The sequence below is a fragment of the Streptomyces flavovariabilis genome (genome assembly GCF_000725785.1).
GTDB lineage: Bacteria > Actinomycetota > Actinomycetes > Streptomycetales > Streptomycetaceae > Streptomyces > Streptomyces hawaiiensis.
This window is the reverse complement of sequence record NZ_JNXD01000011.1, coordinates 471,192-494,527: the sequence shown is the minus strand read 5'-3', so window position 1 is coordinate 494,527 and position 23,336 is coordinate 471,192. Positions and strand designations below refer to the sequence as shown.

Genomic DNA, 23,336 nt, shown 5'->3' with positions numbered 1-23,336 from the left:
CGAGCCGTCTACGGGCGGCGGATCGCGTCGGCGGCGGCCGTGGCGGCCGGGCCGGCGGCCAGCTCCGTCTCCAGCAGCTGCTTGCCGAGCAGCTCGGGGTCCGGGAGGTCCATCGGGTACTCGCCGTCGAAGCAGGCGCGGCAGAGGTTCGGCTTGGCGATGGTGGTCGCCTCGATCATGCCGTCGATGGAGATGTAGGCCAGGGAGTCGGCGCCCAGGGAGGTGCCGATCTCGTCGATGGTCATGCCGTTGGCGATGAGCTCGGCGCGGGTGGCGAAGTCGATGCCGAAGAAGCAGGGCCACTTCACGGGCGGCGAGGAGATCCGGATGTGGACCTCGGCGGCGCCCGCCTCGCGGAGCATGCGGACCAGGGCCCGCTGGGTGTTGCCGCGCACGATCGAGTCGTCGACGACGACCAGGCGCTTGCCCTTGATGACTTCCTTCAGCGGGTTCAGCTTCAGGCGGATGCCCAGCTGGCGGATGGTCTGCGAGGGCTGGATGAAGGTCCTGCCGACGTACGCGTTCTTGACCAGGCCGGCGCCGAACGGGATGCCGGAGGCCTCCGCGTAGCCGATCGCCGCGGGCGTGCCGGACTCCGGAGTCGCTATGACGAGGTCGGCGTCGGCCGGTGCTTCCTTCGCCAGCTTGCGGCCCATCTCCACGCGGGAGAGGTAGACGTTGCGGCCGGCGATGTCGGTGTCCGGGCGGGCCAGGTACACGTACTCGAAGACACAGCCCTTGGGCTTCGCATCCGCGAATCGGGAGCTGCGCAGGCCGTTCTCGTCGACGGCGATGAATTCGCCTGGCTCGATCTCGCGGACGTAGGAGGCGCCGCAGATGTCGAGGGCGGCGGACTCGGAGGCGACGACCCAGCCGCGCTCCAGACGGCCGAGGACCAGCGGGCGGATGCCCTGCGGGTCGCGGGCCGCGTACAGGGTGTTCTCGTCCATGAAGACGAGCGAGAAGGCGCCCTTGACCTGCGGGAGGACGCTGTGGGCGGCCTCCTCGATGGTCAGCGGCTTGCCGTCCTCGTCGACCTGGGCCGCGAGGAGCGCGGTGAGCAGGTCGGTGTCGTTGGTCGCCGCGACGCGCGGGGTGCGGCCGCCTTCCTGCTTGGGCAGGTCGGCGACCATCTCGGCGAGCTGGGCGGTGTTGACGAGGTTGCCGTTGTGGCCGAGCGCGATGGATCCGTGTCCGGTCGCGCGGAAGGTCGGCTGGGCGTTCTCCCAGACGGAGGCACCGGTGGTCGAGTAGCGGGCGTGTCCGACCGCGATGTGACCCTGGAGCGAACCGAGGGAGGTCTCGTCGAAGACCTGGGAAACCAGGCCCATGTCCTTGAAGACGAGGATCTGTGAGCCGTTACTGACCGCGATTCCCGCGGATTCCTGGCCTCGATGCTGGAGGGCGTAGAGCCCGAAGTACGTGAGCTTGGCGACCTCTTCGCCCGGAGCCCAGACACCGAAGACGCCACAAGCGTCCTGGGGGCCCTTCTCACCGGGGAGCAGGTCGTGGTTGAGTCGTCCGTCACCACGTGGCACGCCTCCGAGTGTAGGCGAGGTCGACCACTGGTCCGAATTGGGGATACCGGACTTTCCGGTGGATCACCGCTCGGCGACGGCCCGCACACTCGTACCGTTTTCGCTGGTCAGCGTGAGGGTTTGGTGATCGACTCCGTACGTCAGCCTTCCGTCGAAAAGACGCAGCAGGGTCTTCTCGCCGGTCATGAGTGAGTCTTCGCACATCATTCGGGTCGTGGCCGGGGGGCCGAGGGTGATATGGCCGTCGCGGACCGTGGCCTTGGCGTTCACCTTGTTGCAGCCGAGGCTGCCGGAGACGGTGCCCTTCCTCTCGTCGAAGGTGAGGTGGGCGCGGCCGTCGGCGTTCGGGGTCGTGACGGTCCACCTGGTGCCGGCCAGCGGGGCGTCCTTCGCCTTGGTCAGGTGGACGGTGTCGCCCCCGTCGGTGGTGAGGGTGAGGCGGTCGTCGTCCACCTTCGCCTTCAGCTCCTGGTCGGAGAAGGCCCGCGCGAGAGTCGTCTCGAACTCCATGGGCTTGTTCTCGCAGGCCATCTCGGTGGACCTGGTCTTGCCCAGCCGGATGCGGTCGCCGTCGACGGTGGCCTCGGCGCTGAAGTTGTTGCAGCCGAGGCTGCCCTCGGCCCGGCCCTTGTCGATGGTCACGTGGGCGCCGGTGGGGGCCTTCTGCGTCCTGCCGTCCGCGGTGACGCTGTCCACGCTCCACCGCACGCCGGTGACCGGCTTGTCGGCACCGACGGAGCCGCTGCCGCTGTCCGCCTTCTCGCTGCCGCAGGCCGCCATGAGCGGGACGAGCATGGCGGCGGCCGTCAGAGTCATGCGCTGCTTCTGCCTGTCCATGCCACTTCGACGGACGACCCGGGGGGATCGGTTCCCCTTATTTCATGAGGGGCAGGCAGGCAGAAAGGTCCGCCCGCTCCCCGCTCGCGCTGACCTTGGCGTCCTGGAGTGCCCGCGCCCATTCCACCCGCCCGGTCGCCAGCCGGATCCAGGTCAGCGGATCCGTCTCGACGACGCTGGGCGGTGTGCCCCGGGTGTGCCTCGGCCCCTCCACGCACTGCACCACCGCGTACGGCGGCACCCGTACCTCCGTCGAGCCGCCGGGCGCCTTCGCGGCGAGCGCGTCGGCCAGCAGCCGGGTGCAGGCGGCCAGGGCCTGACGGTCGTAGGGGATGTCCAGGCCGGGGACGGCGGTGTTGAGGTCGTCGGTGTGGACGACGAGTTCGACGGTGCGGGTGACCAGGTAGTCGGCGAGGGTCATGGCGCCCGTCCGGGCGGCGAGGACGCGGGTGCCGGAGGCGTCCGCGAGTTTCCCGGCCAGGCGCTCCCCGGTCTCGGCGTACAGGGCGTCGAGGTCGGGGTTGGCCTCGGCGAGCTGCCGGGTGCCGTCGTCGATGTCGGCGGCTCGGGCGGCGGTGGCGAAGGGCCAGTCGAGGAGGGTGAGCTCCGGTTTCGCCGGCTCCTCGCGGTCGAGGTTGCGGCTGACGGTCTCCACGGCCATGGTCACGTGGGCCGCGAGCTCCCGGACGGTCCAGTCGCCGAGCCCGGCCGGCAGCGCCAGTTGCCCGGGGGTGAGGGTGTGGACGGCCTGCCGTACGTGCCCGAACTGGGCGAGCACGGCTGCGCGGATCTTGGCGGGGTCGTAGCTGCGGGTGCGCTTCTTGGCCGGTGGCATGGGAGTCAGCCTAGGCGCGGCCTGTGACAGCCGGAGGTGCCTGGAAGATGTCGCCGTTGCGGGGCACGCCGATGCCCTGCCAGGTGAAGGGGACGCCCCGGGCCGCGTCCGGGTCCGGGCCGTCCATCAGCTGGAAGTGCAGGTGCGGCTCGGAGGAGTTGCCGGAGTTGCCGCAGCGGGCGAGCACCTGCCCGGCCCGCACCCGGTCGCCCTCGCGGACGGTGAGGGAGCCGCGCTGGAGGTGGGCGTAGGCGGCGTGGGTGCCGTTGCCGAGGTCGAGGACGAGGTGGTTGCCGAGGAGGCGGCGCACTCCGGAGATGTCGCGCACGGAGCCCTCGACCAGCAGCAGGTAGAGCAGCCCGAGCAGCGAGGTGCGGCTGAGGTGGTCGCGCTGGCCGTCTGCGGCCCGTACGACCGTGGCGTCGGCGACCGCGAGGATCGGGGCGCCGAAGGCCGGGAAGTCCTGGGGGCGGCGGGCGAGCGGCCACAGCCAGCGGAAGGCGGGGCGGGCTCCCGGCTCGGGCTCGGCGAGGATGTCGATGGCGAAGGTCTGGCCGTAGCTGTGCACGCCGTGGCTGGGTGTGCCGTCGGCCGGGCTGTTCAGGGCGGACCAGCGGCCGGTCACGGGCGGGGCGACCTCGACGGGTTCGCGGGCCGCGCGCGGCGTGTCCGGGGCACCGCCCCGCCGGTTCACCAGGAGGAGGACGGCGTACGCCAGGAGCACAGGCGCGAAGTTCCACCACCAGGGACCGGCCGACAGGCCGAAGACCAGGTCGGCGGTTATCAGGCCGATGAAGACCAGCCACAGGACGCGGTAGGCCACCATGCCGAGTTTGCGTGCGGACATCCGACTCCTCCGGTTCGTCTACGGGCGGGTGGTCGCCAGCGCCACCAGCAGGGGTACGACCCGCCCCGGGGGCACCTCGTAGCGGCCCCGGCCGGTCGTGTGCAGCCAGCCCGTGCCGGTGAGCTGGCGCAGGTGGTGGTAGATCTGGCCGGTCGTGCCGACCTCGTCCAGCCCGGCCAGTTCGGCGGCGGTGCGCCGGCCGCCGAGGATCTCGCGGAGCAGGCGGATCCGGACCGGGTGTCCGAGCGCGGCGAACGACTCGGCGGCCGTCGTCCAGTCGTCCTCCAGCAGGCCCTCCGTGAGAGCGGCCATCTGCCAGGAGTACGCCTCGCCCGTCGGCAGGCGCACGGAGCCGGTGTAGAGCACACCGCCGTCGGCTGCCCCGGCCTCGGACAGCTGCTCCCTCAGCCCGTTCAGGGCCCAGAAGTCGCTCCCGTCGAGACGGGGGCCGGTGCGCTGGGCGCCTTCCAGGGCCGACAGACGGTGTTCGAGGGCGGCGACGCGCTGTTCCAGTTCCACGCCTCGATATTACGGAACTACGTAATTCCGTACAAGAGTGGGACCGCGCCGGCGTGTCCGGACACGGCGAAGCCCCCGCCCGGGCGGACCGGACGGGGGCTTCGGAGCGCGTCGCCTACGCCAGCAGCGCCGGGATCGTGCCCTCGTGCGTCTCGCGCAGCTCGGCCAGGGTGAGCGCGAACTCGCCCTGGACGTCCACGGTGTCTCCGTCCACGACACCGATACGGGTGGCCGGCAGACCCCGCGCACCGCACATGTCGTTGAAGCGGACCTCCTCCGAGCGCGGCACGGCCACGACCGCGCGGCCCGCCGACTCGGAGAACAGGAAGGTGAAGGCGTCCAGACCGTCCGGGACGATCAGACGCGCACCCTTGCCGCCGAGCAGCGCCGACTCGACGACCGCCTGGATCAGACCGCCGTCGGACAGGTCGTGCGCCGAGTCGATCATGCCGTCGCGGGAGGCGGAGATCAGGATCTCGGCGAGCAGCCGCTCGCGCTCCAGGTCGACCTCGGGCGGCAGACCGCCGAGGTGGTCGTGCACGACCTGCGACCAGGCCGAGCCGCCGAACTCCTCGCGCGTGTCACCGAGGAGATAGAGCAGCTGGCCCTCCTCCTGGAAGGCGACGGGCGTGCGGCGGGCCACGTCGTCGATCACGCCGAGGACCGCGACCACCGGCGTGGGGTGGATGGCCGCCTCGCCGGTCTGGTTGTACAGGGAGACGTTGCCGCCGGTCACCGGGGTGCCCAGCTGCTGGCAGGCGTCCGCCAGACCGCGCACGGCCTCCGCGAACTGCCACATCACGGCCGGGTCCTCGGGCGAGCCGAAGTTGAGGCAGTCGGAGACGGCCAGCGGCTTGGCGCCGGTGGTGGCCACGTTGCGGTACGCCTCCGCCAGCGCCAGCTGGGCGCCGTGGTACGGGTCCAGCTTGGCGTACCGGCCGTTGCCGTCCGTGGCGATGGCCACGCCGAGACCGGTCTCCTCGTCGATCCGGATCATGCCGGAGTCCTCGGGCTGGGCGAGGACGGTGTTGCCCTGCACGAAGCGGTCGTACTGCGAGGTGATCCAGGACTTGGAGGCCTGGTTCGGGGAGCCGACCAGCTTCAGGACCTGGTCCTTCAGCTCCTCCGAGGTCGCCGGCCGCGGCAGCTTGTTCGCGTCGTCCGCCTGGAGCTCGTCCTGCCAGGACGGGCGGGCGTACGGACGCTCGTAGACCGGACCTTCGTGGGCGACCGTGCGCGGGTCGACGTCGACGATCTTGCCGCCGTGCCAGTAGATCTCCAGGCGGTCGCCGTCGGTCACCTCACCGATGACGGTGGCGATGACGTCCCACTTCTCGCAGATCTCCAGGAAGCGGTCGACCTTCTCCGGCTCGACGACCGCGCACATGCGCTCCTGCGACTCGCTCATGAGGATCTCCTCGGGCGAGAGCGTCGAGTCGCGCAGGGGGACGTCGTCCAGCGTCACGCGCATGCCGCCGGAGCCGTTCGAGGCGAGCTCGCTGGTCGCGCAGGACAGGCCCGCCGCGCCCAGGTCCTGGATGCCGACGACCAGCTTCTCCTTGAAGGCCTCCAGGGTGCACTCGATGAGGAGCTTCTCCTGGAAGGGGTCGCCGACCTGCACGGCCGGGCGCTTCGACGGCTTGGCGTCGTCGAAGGTCTCCGAAGCCAGGATCGAGGCGCCGCCGATGCCGTCGCCGCCGGTCCGGGCCCCGTAGAGGATGACCTTGTTGCCGGCGCCGGAGGCCTTCGCGAGATGGATGTCCTCGTGCCGCATGACGCCGATGGCACCGGCGTTGACCAGCGGGTTGCCCTGGTAGCAGGCGTCGAAGACGACCTCGCCGCCGATGTTGGGCAGGCCCAGGCAGTTGCCGTAGCCGCCGATACCCGCGACGACGCCCGGCAGGACGCGCTTGGTGTCGGGGTGGTCGGCCGCGCCGAACCGCAGCGGGTCGACGACCGCGACCGGGCGGGCGCCCATGGCGATGATGTCGCGGACGATGCCGCCGACACCGGTGGCCGCGCCCTGGTAGGGCTCGACGTACGACGGGTGGTTGTGCGACTCGACCTTGAAGGTGACCGCGTAGCCCTGGCCGACGTCCACGACACCGGCGTTCTCGCCGATGCCGACGAGCATCGCGTCGGACTCGGGGGCCTTCTCGCCGAACTGGCGCAGGTGCACCTTGCTGCTCTTGTACGAGCAGTGCTCCGACCACATCACCGAGTACATGGCGAGCTCGGCACCGGTGGGCCGGCGGCCGAGGATCTCGACCACGCGCTCGTACTCGTCCTTCTTCAGGCCCAGTTCGGCCCAGGGCAGCTCGACGTCGGGGGTCGCGGCCGCGTGCTCGACCGTGTCCAGAGGCGTCCGGCTCATGCGTTGACCAGCTTCTTGAGGATCGAGGTGAAGAACGGCAGACCGTCGGTACGACCCGTACCGATCAGCGGCTCCACGGCGTGCTCCGGGTGCGGCATGAGGCCGACCACATTTCCGGCCTCGTTGCTGACACCGGCGATGTCCCGCTGGGAGCCGTTGGGGTTGAAGTCCACATACCGGAAGGCGACGCGGCCCTCGGCCTCCAGCTTGTCGAGCGTGTAGGCGTCGGCGACGTACTGCCCGTCGTTGTTCTTCAGCGGGATGTGGATCTCCTGGCCGGCCGAGTAATCGGTGGTCCAGGCGGTCCCGGCGTTCTCCACCCGCAGCTTCTGGTCGCGGCAGATGAAGTGCAGGTGGTTGTTGCGGAGCATCGTGCCCGGCAGCAGATGGGCCTCGGTGAGGATCTGGAAGCCGTTGCAGATGCCGAGCACCGGCAGACCGGCCTTCGCCTGCTCCAGCAGGGACTCCATCACCGGCGAGAAACGGGCGATGGCCCCGGCGCGCAGATAGTCGCCATAGGAGAAACCACCGCACAGCACCACGGCGTCGACCTGCTTGAGGTCCTTGTCCTTGTGCCAGAGAGCGACCGGCTCGGCACCCGCGACGCGGATCGCGCGCTGGGTGTCACGGTCGTCCAGGCTGCCGGGAAAAGTGACGACGCCAATACGAGCGGTCACTTCGCGGCCTCCGCGACTTCCTCGACCCGGATCGTGAAGTCCTCGATCACGGTGTTCGCGAGGAAGGACTCCGCAAGATCATGAATGCGGGCGAGGGCGGCCTCGTCGACCGGCCCGTCAACTTCCAGTTCGAAACGCTTTCCCTGGCGGACGTCCGAGATCCCGTCGAAACCCAGCCGCGGCAGTGCGCGCTGCACCGCCTGGCCCTGGGGGTCGAGGATCTCCGGCTTGAGCATGACGTCGACTACGACGCGTGCCACTGGCACTCCCGGTGTGTGGTGCTGAGCAGGTCCCTTCAGACTACCCGCACAAAAATTCTACGCGCGTTGACTTGTAGGAAACTACGTGACCGTCATCACGATCCCGCATCGACGGACCCACGCGCGAAAATCTTCGGGAAAGATTCCGGATCGACACCCGATACCTATTGCGCCCGCCCGCCTCCCGCGACCACCCTTCCAACGAAGTCAGTCCGCTCCCTCTTGATTTTGGACACGCGGAAGGATTTAGTCGGGCTTCACAATGTATTGCCAGGCACTGTACAAATGAATTGACAAAGTGCCGCATGAAGGGACCTATATTCGTGGCGCAGAAGGTCGTGGTCACTCTCTTTGACGACATCGACGGCTCGGAAGCGGCGGAAACGATCGCCTTCGGACTGGACGGCAAGTCGTACGAGATCGACCTGAGCGAAGTCAACGCCGGAGAACTGCGGAAGGCGCTCGCGCCCTACGTGGAGGCCGGCCGCAAGCGGTCCCGCTCGGGCAAGGCGTACCGGCAGACGGAGGTCGCCCCCGACCCGTCGGCCGTGCGCGCCTGGGCTCAGGCCAACAAGATGGAGGTCCCCGCGCGCGGGCGCATCCCCAAGAAGGTCTACGAGGCGTTCACCGCCGCTCGGTGACGGCCCGTCGAGCCCGGGCCGATCCCCGGCCACCCGCCCCTCGCGGCAACCGACTTGCGCAGCACCCCGGCTGATCAGCTAGAGTCTGGAGCACGCCGAGGGGCGAGGCCGAAAGGCCCAGCTCACCGGAACATGCGGGTGTAGTTCAGTAGTAGAACATCCCCCTTCCAGGGGGAAGGCGCAGTGTGCGATTCCTGTCACCCGCTCTGCATCGCCGTACCGGCCACTCATGGGGGAACCCCCTGCTCGAGCTAGTCGAGAGCTTGGGGGAGGATCAGGTAGGCTGGTGCCCGCACCGATCGGTGAAAGCCGGTCGGGAGCAATGCGGACGTAGCTCAGCTGGTAGAGCGCAACCTTGCCAAGGTTGAGGTCGCGAGTTCGAACCTCGTCGTCCGCTCAGGGAATGAAGGCCCCGGTCCATCAGGACCGGGGCCTTCGTCGTGTTGCGCCCTCTCCTTCTGACATTTGTCATGCCGAGTGATGACAGCGCGCACTGCTCTCGGGGCTGTCGGGGCGGAACGCTGAAGGCATGGAAACCAACGGACACGAACACGTGATTGAGGTCACTGACCTGCGACGTGTGTACGGGGGCGGGTTCGAGGCGGTACGCGGAATCAGTTTCTCCGTCCGACGCGGCGAGATTTTCGCGCTGCTCGGCACCAACGGCGCGGGCAAGACCTCGACCGTCGAACTCCTGGAGGGACTCGCGCAGCCCGCCGGCGGACGGGTGCGGGTCCTCGGGCACGACCCGTACACCGACCGGGCCGCCGTCCGGCCACGCACCGGCGTGATGCTCCAGGAAGGCGGCTTCCCCTCCGAGCTCACCGTCGCCGAGACCGCGCGGATGTGGGCGGGCTGCGTGAGCGGGGCCCGGCCGCCCGCCGAGGTACTGGCGCTGGTCGGCCTGGAGTCGAAGGCCGGCACCCGGGTCAAGCAGCTGTCCGGCGGCCAGCGGCGCCGCCTCGACCTCGCGCTCGCCCTGCTCGGCGATCCCGAGGTGCTCTTCCTCGACGAACCCTCCACCGGACTGGACGCCGAAGGCCGCCGGGCCACCTGGGAGCTGGTGAGCGCGCTGCGCGACGGCGGGACGACGGTGCTGCTGACCACGCACTACCTGGAGGAGGCCGAGAACCTCGCCGACCGGCTCGCGATCATGCACGAGGGCCGTATCGCCACCACCGGGACACCGGCCGAGGTGACCGCCGCCGAGCCGTCGCGGATCTCCTTCGAACTGCCCGACGGTTACTTCGTCGGCGACCTTCCGCCGCTCGGCGAGCTGGGCGTGGCCGGGCACGAGACCGACGGCCGGGCCGTCCGGTTGCGCACCCATGAACTGCAGCGCACCGCCACCGCGCTGCTGACGTGGGCCGCGCAGGCCCGGGTCGAGCTGCGCCGCCTGGACGTGCGCTCGGCCTCCCTGGAAGAGGCGTTCCTCGGGATCGCCAGGAACGCCTCCGCGGAGCAGGCCACCGGGATGACGACGAAGGAGTACGCGGCATGACCGCCACGCACACGACGCCCCGCCCGGCAGCGGCGGCGACCACCCCGCTGAGCCGGATGACGGCCCTCGCCCGCGCCGAACTGACCCTGCTGGGGCGCACCAGAGGCGCACTCGTCGCCGCCCTGCTCGTGCCGCTGCTGATGCCGGTCAGCGTGCGGGCGGCGGCCAAGGACATGGACCTCGCCGAAGCCGGGCTGAACACCGGCACCCTGGTGCTGCCCGCCGCGGTCGGCTTCTCCCTGCTGTTCGCCGTCTACTCCGTGCTCGTCGGCTCGTTCGTCGTCCGGCGTGAGGAGCTCGTCCTCAAGCGGCTGCGCACCGGTGAGCTGCGGGACGTCGAGATCCTGGCCGGCTCCGCGCTGCCGGCCGTCCTCACCGGGCTCGTGCAGTGCCTGCTGCTGGCGGCGGGCTGCGTCGCGCTGCTGGACCTGTCCGCGCCGTCGGCGCCCCATCTGGTCGTCCTCGGCCTGCTCCTGGGGCTCGTGATGTGCGCCGCCCTCGCCGCGGCCACCGCGAGCTTCACCCGGACCGGCGAGAGCGCCCAGGTCACGCCCATGCCGCTGCTGATGGTCTCGATGATCGGCTCGGGCATGTTCGTGCCGCTGGAACTGCTGCCGGACCGGGTGGCCTCCGTCTGCGAGTTGCTGCCGCTGACCCCCGTCGTCACGCTGGTGCGCGGCGGCTGGACCGGGGACCTCTCCGGGTACGAGGCACTGGGCACGCTCGCGACCGCCATGGCCTGGATCCTCATCGGGGTGTTTGCTGTACGGCGGCGGTTCCGCTGGGAACCGCGACGCTGACCGGAGGGGGAGTGACGGGCCGATGCGCACGCCGGGCAGGTGGTGGCGGCACAAGAGCACGCCGGAGAAGGTCGAGACGTACACGCGGTGGTCGTTCCACTTCTTCGCGGTGATGGAGTTCTTCTCCGTCGGGCTCACGTCCGTGGCCCCGCTCGGGGCGCGGCTGGGCACTGCCGTCATGCTGGTGGTGGCCGTGCACGCCACCCTCTGCTTCGTGACCGTGTCACGGGCGATCGACTGGACGCGGGGCCGCAGGCCCCAGCCCACCGCGCTGCTGTGGACACTGGCCGCCGTCACCGCAGCCATCGCCGCCGCCGCGATCGGCCTCGCCGAGCTCGGACCTAAGGGCGAGCGGGTCGACACCGCCGCCGGTGGCGTCTTCGGGGTGATCCTGGTCTTCGGTCCCGGCATCATCGCGCTCGGCGTCCGCGACCGGCGGCGCGCGTTCGGCATCGCGGGCGGCTTCGCGGCAGGCACCTGGATCGTGGCGTTCGCGCTCGGAGCCGCCGCGCTCACGGCGCTCTTCACCGCACTGATCGTGCTGGTCGGCGGCGTGTTCATCGCCTTCACGGCCGTCTTCTCGGTGTGGCTGATGAACGCCGTCTACGAACTCGACGAAGCCCGCGAGACCCGGGCCCGGCTCGCCGTGGCCGAGGAGCGGCTGAGGTTCGGGCGGGATCTGCACGACGTGATGGGGCGCAACCTCGCCGTGATCGCCCTCAAGAGCGAGCTGGCCGTGCAGCTGGCCCAGCGGGGGCGGCCGGAGGCAGTGACGCAGATGGTCGAGGTGCAGCGGCTCGCGCAGGAGTCGCAGCGGGAGGTGCGGGAGGTCGTGCGCGGCTACCGGGAGGCCGACCTCGGATCGGAACTCGCCGGTGCGCAAGGGGTGCTGGCGGCGGCCGGCATCGACTGCACGGTCGGTGGGGCCACGGCGGCCGGGCTGCCGGCCCCGGTGCAGTCCGCCCTGGGGTGGGTGGTGCGGGAGGCCGCGACGAACGTCCTGCGGCATGGGGACGCGCGGCGGTGTGCCGTGCGACTGCGGGTGCTGGAGGGACGGGTGGTGTTGTCCGTGGAGAACGACGGGGTGAGCGAGGCCGGGGCGGAGTCCGGGGCCGGGCCGGCCGGCTCGGGGCTCGCCGGGCTGCGCGAACGCCTGGCGGAGATCGACGGGACGCTGGAGGCCGGGCCGGCGGGGCAAGGGCTGTTCCGGCTGACGGCGGAGGTTCCACTGCCGTCGCGGTCCGCCCCTTCCGGCGATGTGCCTGCCGCCGTTGCGGTGCGTTCCATGAGTGAGGTCACATCATGACGGCCACGGAGCCGGTCCGGCTGCTGCTCGCCGATGACGAGCACCTCATCCGCGGGGCGCTCGCCGCGCTGCTGTCGCTGGAGGACGACCTCGTCGTCGTCGCCGAGGCGGCCACCGGGCCCGAGGCGATGGCGATGGCCCGGGCGCACAAGCCCGATGTCGCCGTACTGGATCTTCAGATGCCCGGCGCCGACGGTGTGAAGGTCGCCACATCCCTGCGGGCCGAACTGCCCGGCTGCAGGGTGCTCATCGTCACCAGCCACGGGCGGCCCGGGCATCTGAAGCGGGCGCTGGAGGCGGGGGTGCGGGGGTTCGTGCCGAAGACCGTGAGCGCGCAGCGGCTCGCGGAGCTCATCCGTACGGTGCACGCCGGGAACCGTTACGTCGACCCGGAGTTGGCCGCCGACGCGATCGCCGCCGGGGACTCGCCGCTGACCGCGCGGGAGGCCGAGGTCCTGGAACTGGCCGCCGACGGAGCGCCCGTCGCGGAGATCGCCGAACGGGCCGCGCTGTCACAGGGAACCGTGCGGAACTATCTGTCGTCTGCCGTGTCGAAGCTCGGTGCGGAGAACCGGCATGCGGCGGTGCGGCTCGCGCGGGAGCAAGGTTGGGTATAGTGGTTCCCGCGCCACGGCGCATGCGAACGTAGCTCAGTTGGTAGAGCGCAACCTTGCCAAGGTTGAGGTCGCGAGTTCGAACCTCGTCGTTCGCTCCATCGAGAAGCCCCCCGGTTCCGGCCGGGGGGCTTCTTCGTGTCCTATGACCAGGTCGTGCCGGTCAGGCGCTCGTACGCCTCCACATACTTGGCGCGGGTGGCGTCGACGACCTGCTGGGGCAGGGCGGGCGGGGGCTGCTCGCTCGCGCGGTCCCAGCCGGACTCCGCCGAGGTCAGCCAGTCCCGGACGAACTGCTTGTCGTACGAGGGCTGCGCGCGGCCCGGCTGCCACTGGTCGGCCGGCCAGAAGCGGGAGGAGTCCGCGGTGAGGACCTCGTCCGCGAGGACCAGGCCGTCGCCGTCGAAGCCGAACTCGAACTTCGTGTCCGCGAGGATGATGCCCCGCTCCCGGGCGATGTCCCGGCCCCGGGAGTAGACGGCGAGGGTCGCCTGGCGCAGTTGCGCGGCGGTCTCCGCGCCGACCTGGCGGGCGACCTCCTCGTAGGAGACGTTCTCGTCGTGCTCGCCGACGGCTGCCTTGGTGGCCGGGGTGAAGATCGGCGCGGGCAGTTCGCTGCCGTCGGTCAGGCCCTCCGGCAGGGCGAGGCCGCAGACCGTGCGGGTCTCGTTGTACTCGGCGAGGCCCGAGCCGGTGAGGTAGCCGCGGGCCACGCACTCCACGGGGACCATCCGGAGCGACCTGCAGATCAGCGTGCGGCCCGCCCAGTCGGCGGGGGCGCCCGCGGGCAGTTCCGTGCTCAGGACGTGGTTCGGGACCAGGTCGGCGAGCCGGTCGAACCACCACAGGGACAGCTGGGTGAGAATCCGGCCCTTGTCGGGGATCTCGGTCGGCAGCACCCAGTCGTAGGCGGACATGCGGTCGCTGGCGACCATCACGAGGTCGCCCGCCTCGTTCCGGTACAGCTCGCGCACCTTGCCGGTGTGCAGATGCACCAGGCCCGGAACCTGGATCGGCTCCGGCTTTTCGACGAATCCGGACACGGTTCCTCCCCGTGGTTGGAAACAAAGGGGCGCCCGTAGGGCCCGGACAGGGCGGCGGTGGGCGACGGGCGGGCCCAAGTGGCTCGATTCTCCCGTATGCGGCCTTGATCACCGACAGCGGGTCAGTCGTGTTTGCAGATGCGGTCCAGGAGATTCGCGGTGGCGCGCTGGATGCGCGGGTCGACGTGCCCCGGGCGGTCCAGGGCCGGGGACCAGGCGAACGTTCCTGCTGCGAAGACCCAGGCGCCGGAGGGGGCTCGGTACAGGGACGTCTCCTGGTGGCGCGGGGCGCCCTCCTTGTCCGCGTACGGCGAGTGGGCGAGCAGCATGCGCTCCTCGTGTTCGGGCAGCGGGGTGCGCGGGAAGTAGCGGTCGGCCTCGCCCGCCACCAGGTTCTCGATCTCGTCGCCCTCGTGCGCCCCGGTCGCCTCCCAGAGCCAGTGCCCGGCGTTGCGCACGATCAGCGGGTGCGGCTCGGGGACGGGCCCGGCGTACTGGATGCCCAGGATCTGCTGCTCCGCCCGGTCGATCTCCCGCCACAGCACCGGCTTGCCCGGGCCCCGGCGCTTGCGGCAGGTCAGCAGCCGGTCGGGGACGCCGGAGGGGGAGGGGCCCAGCTCCACCTGCCAGTACATGGAGTTGGCCGAGAGGAAGACCAGCGAGGTGCCGGTGTCGCGGGCGAGCTCCACGGTGGCGCGCATGGCGGCCGACCAGTACTCGTCGTGGCCCGGGAAGACCAGGCCGCGGTAACGGGTGGGGTCGACGCGGCCCGCGTGCAGGTCGCCGGCGTCGGCGTAGGCCACGTCGTAGCCGTAGCGCTCGGCCCAGCGGATGAAGTCGTAGGCGTGACCGACATGGAGGGGGAGGCCGGCTCCCGCGTACGGGCGGTCGAAGGAGACCGTCGTGGCGGCCTCGGACTCGCCCAGCAGACGGCCCTTCTCGTCCCAGGCGTGGTAGAGACTGGCGCCGGTGCGGCCGTCCTCCGGGTAGAGGTTGTACGCCTGCCAGGTCACGTCGGGCAGCACGAGCAGCAGGTCGGCGGGCTGGTCGTGCCGGACCGTGAAGGGGATGTGGGAGCGGTAGCCGTCGGCGGTGGTGAGGACGGCGACATAGGCGCCGATGTTCCAGTACGACGGGACCTGGAGCCGCCAGGACAGCCACCAGTGGTGGCAGGAGACCGTACGGTCCGCGGTGAGCGGCGTGGGCTGGACGATGCCGGACAGGCGCGGGCTGGTGGTGATCTTCGCGGCGCCGTCGCCGCCGTAGTGGCCGATGCGGTAGATGTCGACGGCGAACTGCTGCGGCGGGTCGACGGTGATGTGGAAGTCGACGGCCCCGCCGGGCGAGACCGCGCCGGTGGAGGTGAAGCCCTTGATCTGGCGGTGGACGTCGTCGGCAGCGCGGGGGCCGCCCGAACGGCTGCCCTTCCTCGACGGGTGGGGGGCGTCCTGGTCCACGTACCAGGGGACGACCTGGCCCGAGTCGCCGAAGTACGTCACGTTGCCGCGCAGCCATGGGACGGGGCCCTGCCCGAAGGGATCCGTCACGGCGTGCGCCAGCGCTCCCGACTCCCAGCGGCGGATCTGCTCCGAACCCATGGTTGCTTCCCCTCCCCTTCGCCCCCGTGGTGGTGCCATGCCGGTGTGGTGTGTGCGGTGTTCTGCGGTATCCGCGACGCCTTCGTGCTCATGTGCTTGTCGTATGTCGCACGCCCTTGCCATGCACGCGAACGGTCCAAGCACATCACATAACGCGCGCGCTTCGTCACTGTTCGTTTCGAATTGGCCAGAACCGGAAGCGGGCGCTCCGTTGGTTTTCAGCCGAGGCGGACCGGCTTCTCCGGGCGTATGCCGAGCTGGGAGAGCCAGACCCGCAGGGGGGCGGCGTCGCCGTCCTCGATGAGGGTGAGGACCTTGGGCGCCAGATCGGCCGTACGCTCACCCTCGATCAGGAGGGTCGGGCCGTCCAGCCAGTCCAGGCCGGGGGTGGCGCCGGCGGTGTCCATCGCAGCGCAGCAGACCATCGCGGTGAGGTGGTCGGCGAGCAGTTCTCTGGCCGTGCGCGGGGGCTGGAGGGGGAAGAGGGGGAGGGCCCGGTCGTCCCAGAGCGCCGCGGGGTCGGACGAGGGGGGCGACGGGGTCGCCGGGGAGGGGGCGGCCTCCTCACGGGCCAGTTCGGCGCTGAGCCGGGCGGCGAGGGTGGCGCTCGGGGCCGTCGTGCCGGAGAGGTCCTCGTCGTCGAGGGGGTCCGCTGCGCCGGGCGTGCGGGCCGGGGCGGTGTCCGGTCCGGAGCCGGGCGGGTCTCCTGCGGGGCTGTCGGCCGCGGCGCTCTCGGCCGTCCATGCGGATCCCGTGTCCGTGAGGTGGTCGAGGACGCGGGACAGGGTCGGGGCGCCGGTGGCGGGGGCCGTGGGGCCGGGCGCGGGGCGGACGCCCATCGCGTCCAGGACGCGGTGGAGCCGGGCCGCGTCGAGACGCCACTTGCGGTCCACGACCTCTTCCGGATACTCGCTCCAGGCCACCGGCGACCAGTCGGGCCCGGGCCCGGCGGGGCCGCCGTGGAAGAGGCGGGCGGCGAGCAGGGAGGCGGCCTCGTCGACCGCGCCCGGCTCCTCCAGCAGATCGCAGGCGGGCCGCTCACCGAGCCGGGACGCGAAGCCCTCGGCCAGGCGGTCGCGCCGGGACAGCTCCGTGAGCGCCGCGACCACACCGGCGTCCAGCCGGGAGGGCCAGCGGCCCATCCGCCAGGCGGGCAGCGCGACCCGGGTCAGCAGCCGGTCCCAGCCCGCGTACGCCAGGCCCACCTGCTCCTGGGCGACGATCCGCAGCCCGTAATCCACAGCCTGTGCACGCTCCGCGGCCGCTGCCGCCACGCCTCGCTCCATCTCGGCGGCATGGCCGCGGCAACCGCGCAGCAGGAGCCGGGCCACCCAGCCGACCCCGGCCAGCACCGCCCGCGACACCGGATCGCGGCGGGGCGCCGAGGCCACGGCCACCGCGGCGTCCAGGCCCCGGACGAAGCGCCGGGCGGCGGCTATGTCCGGGTGGGCCGAGGGGCCCGTACCGGCGATGACCGGGGCGAGGACCGCGCGCAGCTCGCCGACCCGCATCCACCACAGGAACGGGGAGCCGATGACGAGGACCGGCGCGACGGGGTGCGGGCGGTGCGCCTGCCTGCCCGCTCCCGCTATGTCGTGGTGCTCCTCAGCCGGAGGCGGCCCGTGGGCCGGGTGCGTGCGGTCCTCCAGCCAGCTGTCGCAGTCCGGGGTGAGCGCTATCGCGGAGGGCGCGGGGACGTCGAGGCGGTCGGCGAGATCGCGCACCATCCGGTACAGGTCGGGAGCCGCCTCCTCGGTGACCGGGACGGTCGGGCTCATCGCGGGCCGGGCCCGGGCGACGACCAGGGCGATCCCGGCGGCGGCGAGCAGCACGAGAACGGCGACCGGTGTCAGGATCCAACGGGCCGAGTCCCAGCCGGGGCCCTCGAGGCGGTCGCCGGCGGCGCCCGCGAGCAGGATCACGGCGACGGCCGCCGGCAGCAGGGCGACGGCCAGTGCGCGGCTGCGGATCCGCAGCACGGCCAGTGCCCGTGCCCGCGCGGCCTGCGCGCCTGCTTCCACACCCAATCCGGTCACTACCGACCTCACCCCCTCCCCGTTGACCTGACGCTGCCCTTGCTCACTCCCCCACTGTGGCACCAGCCACTGACATCGCAATGCCGGTGGGCCAAGTGCCGGAACGCTTGCGCCGCACCCTAGTTGGGGCTCCGCCCTCCGTCAGCCGGATAGGGCATCGGTCACTCGATGGAATGGCTTTGGGGAGAGGTGGATGACGGACAGAGCGCATCAGGCCCCCGCCTCCCGCATACGTCAGGCCCCGGATCCTGAGACGGATCCGGGGCCTGCGGGGTTCATCGGCGGCGGAGATGATTTCCCACTCCGCGTGGGCCGGTTACGCGCCCGCCGCCTTCGCGGCGATGTCCGTGCGGTGCTGGGAGCCGTCGAGGCGGATACGGCCGACGGCCGTGTAGGCGCGGTCGCGGGCCTCGGCGAGGTCCTTGCCGGTGGCCGTCACGGACAGGACGCGGCCGCCCGCGCTGACGACGGCGTCACCCTCCTGCCGGGTGCCGGCGTGCAGCACGTACGCGTGCGGGGCGTCCTGGGCGGCGACCTCGTCAAGACCGGTGATGGGGTCGCCGGTGCGCGGGGTGCCGGGGTAGTTGTGCGAGGCGACGACCACGGTCACGGCCGCGTCGTCGCTCCAGCGCAGCGGTTCCAGGTGCGCGAGGTTGCCGGTGGCGGCGGCCATCAGCAGACCGGCGAGCGGCGTCTTGAGCCGGGCCAGGACGACCTGGGTCTCGGGGTCGCCGAACCGGGCGTTGAACTCGATCACGCGGACACCGCGCGAGGTGATCGCGAGACCGGCGTAGAGCAGACCGGAGAACGGCGTGCCGCGCCGCTGCATCTCGTCCACGGTCGGCTGCAGCACGGTCTGCAGCACTTCGTCGACCAGCTTCGGGTCGGCCCACGGCAGCGGGGAGTACGCACCCATGCCGCCGGTGTTCGGGCCCTCGTCGCCGTCCAGCGCGCGCTTGAAGTCCTGGGCGGGCTGGAGGGGGACGACCGTCTCGCCGTCGGTGACGGCGAACAGCGAGACCTCGGGGCCGTCGAGGTACTCCTCGATGACCACGCGCTCGCAGGCCGCCGCGTGGGCCCGGGCCGCTTCGAGATCGTCGGTGACGACGACACCCTTGCCGGCGGCGAGCCCGTCGTCCTTGACGACGTACGGAGCGCCGAAGGCGTCGAGGGCCGTGGCGGCCTCCTCCGGTGTCGTGCAGACGTACGACCGGGCCGTGGGCACCTCGGCCACAGCCATGACGTCCTTCGCGAAGGCCTTCGAGCCTTCGAGCTGCGCGGCCCGGCCGGACGGGCCGAAGACCGGGATGCCGGCGTCGCGCACGGCGTCGGCGACACCGGCGACCAGCGGGGCCTCCGGGCCGACGACCACGAGCTCCGCGCCGAGGCGGGTGGCCAGCGCGGTGACGGCGGCGCCGTCCAGGGCGTCGACCTGGTGCAGCTCGGCGACCTCGGCGATGCCGGCGTTGCCGGGGGCGCAGTGCAGCGCGGTGACATCGGGGTCGTGGGACAGGGAGTGGCACAGGGCGTGTTCGCGGGCGCCGCTGCCGATGACGAGGACCTTCACGGGGTCAGCCTAACGGGAGACTCCGGGTTCCCCTTGTGCGGGCTTCCGAACGGAGGGGGGAACTCGAGCTGGAGTTTCCTCCAAGAAGGGGCGCGCCTTCCTGCGAAGGGCCCGCCGTCGGAAATCGGCTATTCGTTCGTGAACTCCTCGACCACCGTCGCTCCCAGCTCCCGGACGATCAGCTCCTGGCCGGAGAGGGCCGACTCGTCGAGATCGGGGTCGTCGTCCTCGGGGGTGTCCTCCTCGACGGAGACGTGCCGCGGCTGCGGGGCCGAGGGCTGGGGGACGGAGGCGGCAGGCGCGGAGGCCCGGGCGGAGGCGGTGGCGGCTGCTCGGCTGCTCGACTGCTGGGCGGGGGCGGCCGGGGCAGCCGGCTGGGAGGGGGCGGGGCGCTGGGCCGTCGCCGTACCGCCGCCTGCGTTGTACCCGCCACCACCGCCGGTGTTGTGGCCGCCACCGCCGCCGAAACCGGAGGGGCCGCCCGGTGCCGGGGGCGCGGAGCCGCCCGAAGGGTCGACGATCGCCTCGATCTTCCACTGGACGTTGAACTGCTCACCCAGCGCCTGCCGCAGCACGTCCTCGCTTCCGCTGCTCAGGAAGTTGTCCCGCGCGCCCGCGTTGACGAATCCGAGCTGGAGTGTCGTGCCGTCGAAGCCGGTCACCTGGGCGTTCTGGCTGAGCAGGATCCAGGTGAAGCGCCGGCGGTTCTTGACCGCCTCCAGGATGTTCGGCCAGAGCATGCGGGGGTCGACACCGCCGCCGCCCGTGGAAGCGGAGGCCGGAGCCGGGGCGGTCGGGGCCGGAGCCGGGGGCTGGGCCGTCGGTGGGGTGCTGGGGGCGGGGGTGCTCGGCGAGGTGTTCGCCGGTGGGGTGTTCGAGGCGGGCCCGCCCGGGGCGGCCGTGGGCCAGCCACCGGGGCGACGGCCGCCGCTGCCGGCGGGGGCGGCGGTGGGCCAGGCGCCGGGGGCGGGCTGGGCCGGGGCGGACTGGGGCTCGTGGCCGGGAGCCGGGGCTTCTGCCGGGGCTTCGGGGGCGCCGGGGCCGCCCCGGGCGCCGGGAGCAGGAGCATGCCCCGGGGGCGTGGGCGGTGCCGACGGCGGCGCGCTCTGGCCCGGCGAGGGCTGCGACGCGCCCTGAGCCGCCGCCGGGGCGGACGCGGGGGCAGGAGGGGCGGAGCCGGCCGCGGCCGGCGTGTGGCCGCCACTGCTGCCGGTCGCGGCGTCGCCGTTGCCCGGTGCTCCGGACGCCCGGACCGCCGCACGGGCCGCGGCCGGGCCACTGCCCGCCGGCACCGGACCGCCGCCACCCGCCTGGACCGGAGCGGCCGCCGCTCCCCCGTGGCCCTCCGGTCCGGGCACGTATCCCATGGCGGGCATGCCGGACGGGCCCGCGGAGTAGTTCACGCCGCGCTCGATCCGGTCGAGGCGGGCCATGACGGAGCGCTCGTCGCCGTAGGCGGCGGGGAGCAGGACGCGGGCGCAGATCAGCTCGAGCTGGAGACGGGGCGAGTGGGCGCCGCGCATCTCGGTCAGGCCCTCGTTGACCAGGTCGGCGGCCCGGCCCAGCTCGGCGGGGCCGAAGGTGCCGGCCTGGGCCTGCATGCGCTCGATCACGTCGGCGGGGGCGTCGATGAGCCCCTTCTCCGCCGCGTCCGGGACGGCGGCGAGGATCACCAGGTCGCGCAGCCGCTCCAGGAGGTCGGCGACGAAGCGCCGTGGGTCGTTCCCGCCCTCGATCACATGGTCGACGACCTCGAAGGCCGCCGCTCCGTCACCGGTGGCGAAGGCCTCGACGACGGAGTCGAGGAGGGAGCCGTCGGTGTATCCGAGCAGGGCGGTGGCCATGGCGTATGTCACACCGTCCGCGGCGGCGCCGGCGAGGAGCTGGTCCATGACGGACATGGAGTCACGCACGGACCCGCCGCCGGCCCGCACCACGAGCGGGAGCACGCCGTCCTCGACCGGGATGGCCTCCTTCTGGCACACCTGCCCGAGGTACTCCCGGAGGGTGCCGGGGGGGACGAGCCGGAAGGGGTAGTGGTGGGTCCGGGAGCGGATCGTCCCGATGACCTTCTCGGGCTCGGTGGTCGCGAAGATGAACTTGAGGTGCTCCGGCGGCTCCTCGACGACCTTCAGCAGCGCGTTGAAGCCGGCCGACGTGACCATGTGGGCCTCGTCGATGATGTAGATCTTGTACCGGCTGCCGGCCGGCCCGAAGAAGGCCTTTTCACGCAGGTCACGGGCGTCGTCCACGCCACCGTGGGAAGCGGCGTCGATCTCGATGACGTCGATGGAACCGGGACCGTTGCGCGCGAGGTCCTGACAGGACTGGCACTCACCGCAGGGCGTCGGTGTGGGTCCCTGCTCGCAGTTCAGGCAGCGGGCCAGGATGCGGGCGCTGGTCGTCTTGCCGCAGCCGCGCGGCCCGCTGAACAGGTACGCGTGGTTGACCCGGTTGTTCCGCAGCGCCTGCTGCAACGGGTCGGTGACATGCTCCTGCCCGATGACCTCGGCGAAGGTCTCCGGGCGGTAGCGGCGGTACAGAGCGAGAGACGACACGCATACGAGGTTATAGGCGCCCACTGACATCGGGCCCCGGCGAGGAGATCCGGGTCCGGGAACGCAGACGCCCCCCACGCACCCGCCAGAGCCGACCTACCCTTGCTGCCTTCCGGCCCTGGGGGAGTTCAGTCAGATAGCGCCGCGTGAGGGGCTGCGCCAAGGCTACCTGATGTCAGGGGCCGGGAACGAGTTCGCGAGCACTCCTCTCGGTCATGTAATGTTCCTGGCGGAGGATTCGCCTAGAGGCCTAGGGCGCACGCTTGGAAAGCGTGTTGGGGGCAACCCCTCACGAGTTCGAATCTCGTATCCTCCGCCAGTGCCTCACCGGGCACGATGTCGAAGGGCCCCACCGCTTGCGGTGGGGCCCTTCGACGGTTCCGTCACCTCCGCCGTCCCCGAGGGCCGCACCGCGAAAGCCGTCCGGCCCTCGGGCGTCAGCTCAAGGGGATTTGGCAGCGGACCGCTTCGCGGTCTTGGTTCTGGCGGCGCCCTTGCTCCTTCGGGCCGTGCCGGCCGGCGTGTTCTTCCGCGGCGGCGTCGCCCGCTTCGGTGCGGTCGGCCACTTCAGCTCGATCTCCAGCTCGATCTCGCCGTCGCCGATCTCGACCTCCATCTCGCTGTGGAGGTCGTCGGGGATGCGCAGACCCAGCGTCGCGGAGCCGAGTTCCAGCTCCGCGTCCCCGCCTTCCCTCAGCGCGTCCGCGAGTGCCGTGAGCTGGTCAGCGGCCTCTTGGCGGGACAGCGAGCGCTTCTGCTCGAACTTGAGGTCCTTCATGGGGCCCTCCGTTGTGGCGCAAAAGAGTGGATAAACACATTTTGGCGCGATGTGTGGACTCGCGCGTCAGCGACCCGTCTCCGGGCCCCAGTGCTCGGGCCCCACTCCGCGCCAGTCGATCCACGACACGTGGGCCACGTCCGCCGGGTCGATCTCCAGGCCGGCACGGCGGAGGAACTCCGCGACGTCGGTGGCGCTGTGGGCGAGCCCGAGGATCTCGCCGTCCACGCGGACGCGCCGGCCGCCCGAGGGCGACGGCGGATGCACGGTCACACGAATCGGTCCGGCCATGCCTTCAGGATCGTCCGGGACGTACGGTCCCGCAGGCCGGCGCGTCACCGGTGGAGCCGCTCGCTCGCATCCCGGGCGGTCCGGCCCGGCTCCCGCAGCTCCCACCACGCCGCGGGACTCGGCCGTCGCCGCTGCCAGCAGGGGTGGAAGAACGTCTGAACCGACAGCCGGTACAGACGCCGGCGCAGCTCGGTGCGGCCGGGCCGATCGGCGAGCTGCCGGTAGGTGGCACTCCACTCCCGTTGCGCCCGGACGAGATCGTCGGGAAACGTTCGCATGGCCGAATTCAATCATGTGTTCGAATTTCCGGGCCACCGCAGCGCCTCTCTTACGTCTCGGTTCGGGCACCGGACGTCGCCGGGAGCAGCGCGAGAGGCCCGAGTAGGCGCATACTGAAGTCAATGACAAAGCCTGCTGCTCCTAAGCGTCACTTGCCTACCAGCCCCTTCAAGGCTCCGGTCGCGCCCGCTCCGAAGCACTTCGCCGTGGGTGACCAGGTCACGCACGACATGTATGGGCTCGGCCGGGTCATCGGCATCGAGGACGGAATCGCCGCGCTCGTCGACTTCGGTTCGGCGCAAATGCGGATTCTGAGTCCCTACGCCAAGATGACCAAGCTGTAGGACCTCCGTGCCCGGTCAGGGCGCGCCTGGCCCTCCCCTGGGCCAGTAACGGAAAAGAGACCTCTCATCGAACCGACTTCGCTGTTCTCCGCT

General features: G+C 71.6%; 22 protein-coding genes, 4 tRNA genes and 1 other RNA gene. 10 read left to right on the top strand and 17 right to left on the bottom strand.

Annotation, left to right across the window (positions count from 1 at the left end):
* Nucleotides 1-8 precede the first annotated feature (8 nt).
* The 8 genes from purF to purS all read right to left on the bottom strand — a co-directional run bounded on the left by purF (nucleotide 9) and on the right by purS (nucleotide 7,887).
* Nucleotides 9-1,538: an amidophosphoribosyltransferase gene (gene purF, locus IO24_RS0121710; protein ID WP_031137826.1), complete on the bottom strand. Its 1,530-nt coding sequence runs from the start codon at nucleotides 1,536-1,538 to the stop codon at nucleotides 9-11.
* A gap of 63 nt (nucleotides 1,539-1,601) precedes the next feature.
* Nucleotides 1,602-2,375: an META domain-containing protein gene (locus tag IO24_RS0121705; RefSeq protein WP_031137825.1), complete on the bottom strand. Its 774-nt coding sequence runs from the start codon at nucleotides 2,373-2,375 to the stop codon at nucleotides 1,602-1,604.
* A 37-nt stretch (nucleotides 2,376-2,412) separates the two neighbouring features.
* Nucleotides 2,413-3,210, bottom strand: a complete 798-nt coding sequence (locus IO24_RS0121700; protein ID WP_031137824.1) for a maleylpyruvate isomerase family mycothiol-dependent enzyme — start codon at nucleotides 3,208-3,210, stop codon at nucleotides 2,413-2,415.
* A 10-nt stretch (nucleotides 3,211-3,220) separates the two neighbouring features.
* The gene (locus IO24_RS0121695; protein ID WP_031137823.1) at nucleotides 3,221-4,057 is read right to left on the bottom strand and encodes a M23 family metallopeptidase; all 837 of its coding nucleotides are present in this window, start codon (nucleotides 4,055-4,057) and stop codon (nucleotides 3,221-3,223) included.
* An 18-nt stretch (nucleotides 4,058-4,075) separates the two neighbouring features.
* Entirely contained in the window at nucleotides 4,076-4,576 is a 501-nt protein-coding gene (locus IO24_RS0121690; protein ID WP_031137822.1) for an ArsR/SmtB family transcription factor, read from the bottom strand.
* 115 nt (nucleotides 4,577-4,691) lie between these two features.
* Nucleotides 4,692-6,950, bottom strand: a complete 2,259-nt coding sequence (gene purL, locus IO24_RS40930) for a phosphoribosylformylglycinamidine synthase subunit PurL (protein ID WP_037668112.1) — start codon at nucleotides 6,948-6,950, stop codon at nucleotides 4,692-4,694.
* Nucleotides 6,947-7,627, bottom strand: a complete 681-nt coding sequence (purQ, locus tag IO24_RS0121680) for a phosphoribosylformylglycinamidine synthase subunit PurQ (protein WP_031137821.1) — start codon at nucleotides 7,625-7,627, stop codon at nucleotides 6,947-6,949. The genes purL and purQ overlap by 4 nt, the downstream gene beginning before the upstream one ends.
* Complete coding sequence (gene purS / locus IO24_RS0121675) at nucleotides 7,624-7,887, bottom strand: phosphoribosylformylglycinamidine synthase subunit PurS (protein ID WP_031137820.1); 264 nt, start codon at nucleotides 7,885-7,887, stop codon at nucleotides 7,624-7,626. Before purS ends, purQ begins: the two co-directional genes overlap by 4 nt.
* 323 nt (nucleotides 7,888-8,210) lie before the next feature.
* On the opposite strand from purS, the gene IO24_RS0121670 reads away from it, so the two are divergent.
* From IO24_RS0121670 to IO24_RS0121635, 8 genes are all read left to right on the top strand, one after another.
* Complete coding sequence (locus IO24_RS0121670) at nucleotides 8,211-8,528, top strand: histone-like nucleoid-structuring protein Lsr2 (protein WP_031137819.1); 318 nt, start codon at nucleotides 8,211-8,213, stop codon at nucleotides 8,526-8,528.
* Nucleotides 8,529-8,662: 134 nt separating this feature from the next.
* Nucleotides 8,663-8,734 (top strand) — tRNA-Gly (locus tag IO24_RS0121665).
* Between the two features lie 118 nt (nucleotides 8,735-8,852).
* Nucleotides 8,853-8,925 (top strand) — tRNA-Gly (locus IO24_RS0121660).
* A gap of 132 nt (nucleotides 8,926-9,057) precedes the next feature.
* Nucleotides 9,058-10,029 carry an ABC transporter ATP-binding protein gene (locus IO24_RS0121655; protein ID WP_031137818.1) on the top strand — a complete coding sequence of 324 codons (972 nt, stop codon included), beginning with the start codon at nucleotides 9,058-9,060 and terminating at the stop codon, nucleotides 10,027-10,029.
* Complete coding sequence (locus IO24_RS0121650) at nucleotides 10,026-10,829, top strand: ABC transporter permease (protein ID WP_031137817.1); 804 nt, start codon at nucleotides 10,026-10,028, stop codon at nucleotides 10,827-10,829. Before IO24_RS0121655 ends, IO24_RS0121650 begins: the two co-directional genes overlap by 4 nt.
* A gap of 22 nt (nucleotides 10,830-10,851) precedes the next feature.
* The gene (locus tag IO24_RS0121645) at nucleotides 10,852-12,135 is read left to right on the top strand and encodes a sensor histidine kinase (RefSeq protein ID WP_031137816.1); all 1,284 of its coding nucleotides are present in this window, start codon (nucleotides 10,852-10,854) and stop codon (nucleotides 12,133-12,135) included.
* A complete protein-coding gene (locus IO24_RS0121640; RefSeq protein WP_031137815.1) occupies nucleotides 12,132-12,752 on the top strand; it encodes a response regulator transcription factor in 621 nt (206 codons plus the stop codon). The genes IO24_RS0121645 and IO24_RS0121640 overlap by 4 nt, the downstream gene beginning before the upstream one ends.
* 22 nt (nucleotides 12,753-12,774) lie before the next feature.
* Nucleotides 12,775-12,850 (top strand) — tRNA-Gly (locus tag IO24_RS0121635).
* Nucleotides 12,851-12,892: 42 nt separating this feature from the next.
* On the opposite strand, the gene IO24_RS0121630 is transcribed toward IO24_RS0121635, so the two are convergent.
* From IO24_RS0121630 to ffs, 6 genes are all read right to left on the bottom strand, one after another.
* Entirely contained in the window at nucleotides 12,893-13,792 is a 900-nt protein-coding gene (locus IO24_RS0121630) for a phosphoribosylaminoimidazolesuccinocarboxamide synthase (protein WP_031137814.1), read from the bottom strand.
* Nucleotides 13,793-13,914: 122 nt separating this feature from the next.
* Complete coding sequence (locus IO24_RS0121625; protein WP_031137813.1) at nucleotides 13,915-15,390, bottom strand: N,N-dimethylformamidase beta subunit family domain-containing protein; 1,476 nt, start codon at nucleotides 15,388-15,390, stop codon at nucleotides 13,915-13,917.
* A gap of 218 nt (nucleotides 15,391-15,608) precedes the next feature.
* On the bottom strand, nucleotides 15,609-17,426 hold the full coding sequence (locus IO24_RS0121620; protein ID WP_031137812.1) for a M48 family metalloprotease: 1,818 nt from the start codon (nucleotides 17,424-17,426) through the stop codon (nucleotides 15,609-15,611).
* 316 nt (nucleotides 17,427-17,742) lie between these two features.
* The gene (purD, locus tag IO24_RS0121615; protein WP_031137811.1) at nucleotides 17,743-18,993 is read right to left on the bottom strand and encodes a phosphoribosylamine--glycine ligase; all 1,251 of its coding nucleotides are present in this window, start codon (nucleotides 18,991-18,993) and stop codon (nucleotides 17,743-17,745) included.
* 128 nt (nucleotides 18,994-19,121) lie between these two features.
* Nucleotides 19,122-21,551 (bottom strand): DNA polymerase III subunit gamma and tau, encoded by a 2,430-nt coding sequence (locus tag IO24_RS0121610; RefSeq protein WP_031137810.1) that lies wholly within the window; start codon nucleotides 21,549-21,551, stop codon nucleotides 19,122-19,124.
* Between the two features lie 63 nt (nucleotides 21,552-21,614).
* An RNA gene (gene ffs, locus IO24_RS42475) (signal recognition particle sRNA small type) lies at nucleotides 21,615-21,709 on the bottom strand.
* 73 nt (nucleotides 21,710-21,782) lie between these two features.
* Between ffs and IO24_RS0121605 the strand changes: the two genes are divergently transcribed.
* A tRNA-Ser gene (locus IO24_RS0121605) sits at nucleotides 21,783-21,870 on the top strand.
* A gap of 123 nt (nucleotides 21,871-21,993) precedes the next feature.
* On the opposite strand, the gene IO24_RS0121600 is transcribed toward IO24_RS0121605, so the two are convergent.
* From IO24_RS0121600 to IO24_RS0121590, 3 genes are all read right to left on the bottom strand, one after another.
* A complete protein-coding gene (locus IO24_RS0121600; RefSeq protein WP_031137809.1) occupies nucleotides 21,994-22,329 on the bottom strand; it encodes an amphi-Trp domain-containing protein in 336 nt (111 codons plus the stop codon).
* Nucleotides 22,330-22,395: 66 nt separating this feature from the next.
* Entirely contained in the window at nucleotides 22,396-22,620 is a 225-nt protein-coding gene (locus IO24_RS0121595) for a ubiquitin-like domain-containing protein (RefSeq protein ID WP_031137808.1), read from the bottom strand.
* A 44-nt stretch (nucleotides 22,621-22,664) separates the two neighbouring features.
* The gene (locus tag IO24_RS0121590; RefSeq protein ID WP_031137807.1) at nucleotides 22,665-22,898 is read right to left on the bottom strand and encodes a hypothetical protein; all 234 of its coding nucleotides are present in this window, start codon (nucleotides 22,896-22,898) and stop codon (nucleotides 22,665-22,667) included.
* Between the two features lie 123 nt (nucleotides 22,899-23,021).
* Between IO24_RS0121590 and IO24_RS0121585 the strand changes: the two genes are divergently transcribed.
* Complete coding sequence (locus IO24_RS0121585) at nucleotides 23,022-23,243, top strand: hypothetical protein (RefSeq protein WP_031110278.1); 222 nt, start codon at nucleotides 23,022-23,024, stop codon at nucleotides 23,241-23,243.
* The last annotated feature ends 93 nt before the right edge of the window (nucleotides 23,244-23,336 follow it).

Excerpts from the sequence above, each read along its gene's own strand:
- IO24_RS0121705 (WP_031137825.1), bottom strand. The coding sequence starts at position 2,375 with ATGGACAGGCAGAAGCAGCGCATGACTCTGACGGCCGCCGCCATGCTC.
- IO24_RS0121700 (WP_031137824.1), bottom strand. The coding sequence starts at position 3,210 with ATGCCACCGGCCAAGAAGCGCACCCGCAGCTACGACCCCGCCAAGATC.
- IO24_RS0121695 (WP_031137823.1), bottom strand. The coding sequence starts at position 4,057 with ATGTCCGCACGCAAACTCGGCATGGTGGCCTACCGCGTCCTGTGGCTG.
- purL (WP_037668112.1), bottom strand. The coding sequence starts at position 6,950 with ATGAGCCGGACGCCTCTGGACACGGTCGAGCACGCGGCCGCGACCCCC.
- IO24_RS0121655 (WP_031137818.1), top strand. The coding sequence starts at position 9,058 with ATGGAAACCAACGGACACGAACACGTGATTGAGGTCACTGACCTGCGA.
- IO24_RS0121650 (WP_031137817.1), top strand. The coding sequence starts at position 10,026 with ATGACCGCCACGCACACGACGCCCCGCCCGGCAGCGGCGGCGACCACC.
- IO24_RS0121645 (WP_031137816.1), top strand. The coding sequence starts at position 10,852 with ATGCGCACGCCGGGCAGGTGGTGGCGGCACAAGAGCACGCCGGAGAAG.
- IO24_RS0121640 (WP_031137815.1), top strand. The coding sequence starts at position 12,132 with ATGACGGCCACGGAGCCGGTCCGGCTGCTGCTCGCCGATGACGAGCAC.
- IO24_RS0121625 (WP_031137813.1), bottom strand. The coding sequence starts at position 15,390 with ATGGGTTCGGAGCAGATCCGCCGCTGGGAGTCGGGAGCGCTGGCGCAC.
- IO24_RS0121600 (WP_031137809.1), bottom strand. The coding sequence starts at position 22,329 with ATGAAGGACCTCAAGTTCGAGCAGAAGCGCTCGCTGTCCCGCCAAGAG.
- IO24_RS0121595 (WP_031137808.1), bottom strand. The coding sequence starts at position 22,620 with ATGGCCGGACCGATTCGTGTGACCGTGCATCCGCCGTCGCCCTCGGGC.
- IO24_RS0121590 (WP_031137807.1), bottom strand. The coding sequence starts at position 22,898 with ATGCGAACGTTTCCCGACGATCTCGTCCGGGCGCAACGGGAGTGGAGT.
- IO24_RS0121585 (WP_031110278.1), top strand. The coding sequence starts at position 23,022 with ATGACAAAGCCTGCTGCTCCTAAGCGTCACTTGCCTACCAGCCCCTTC.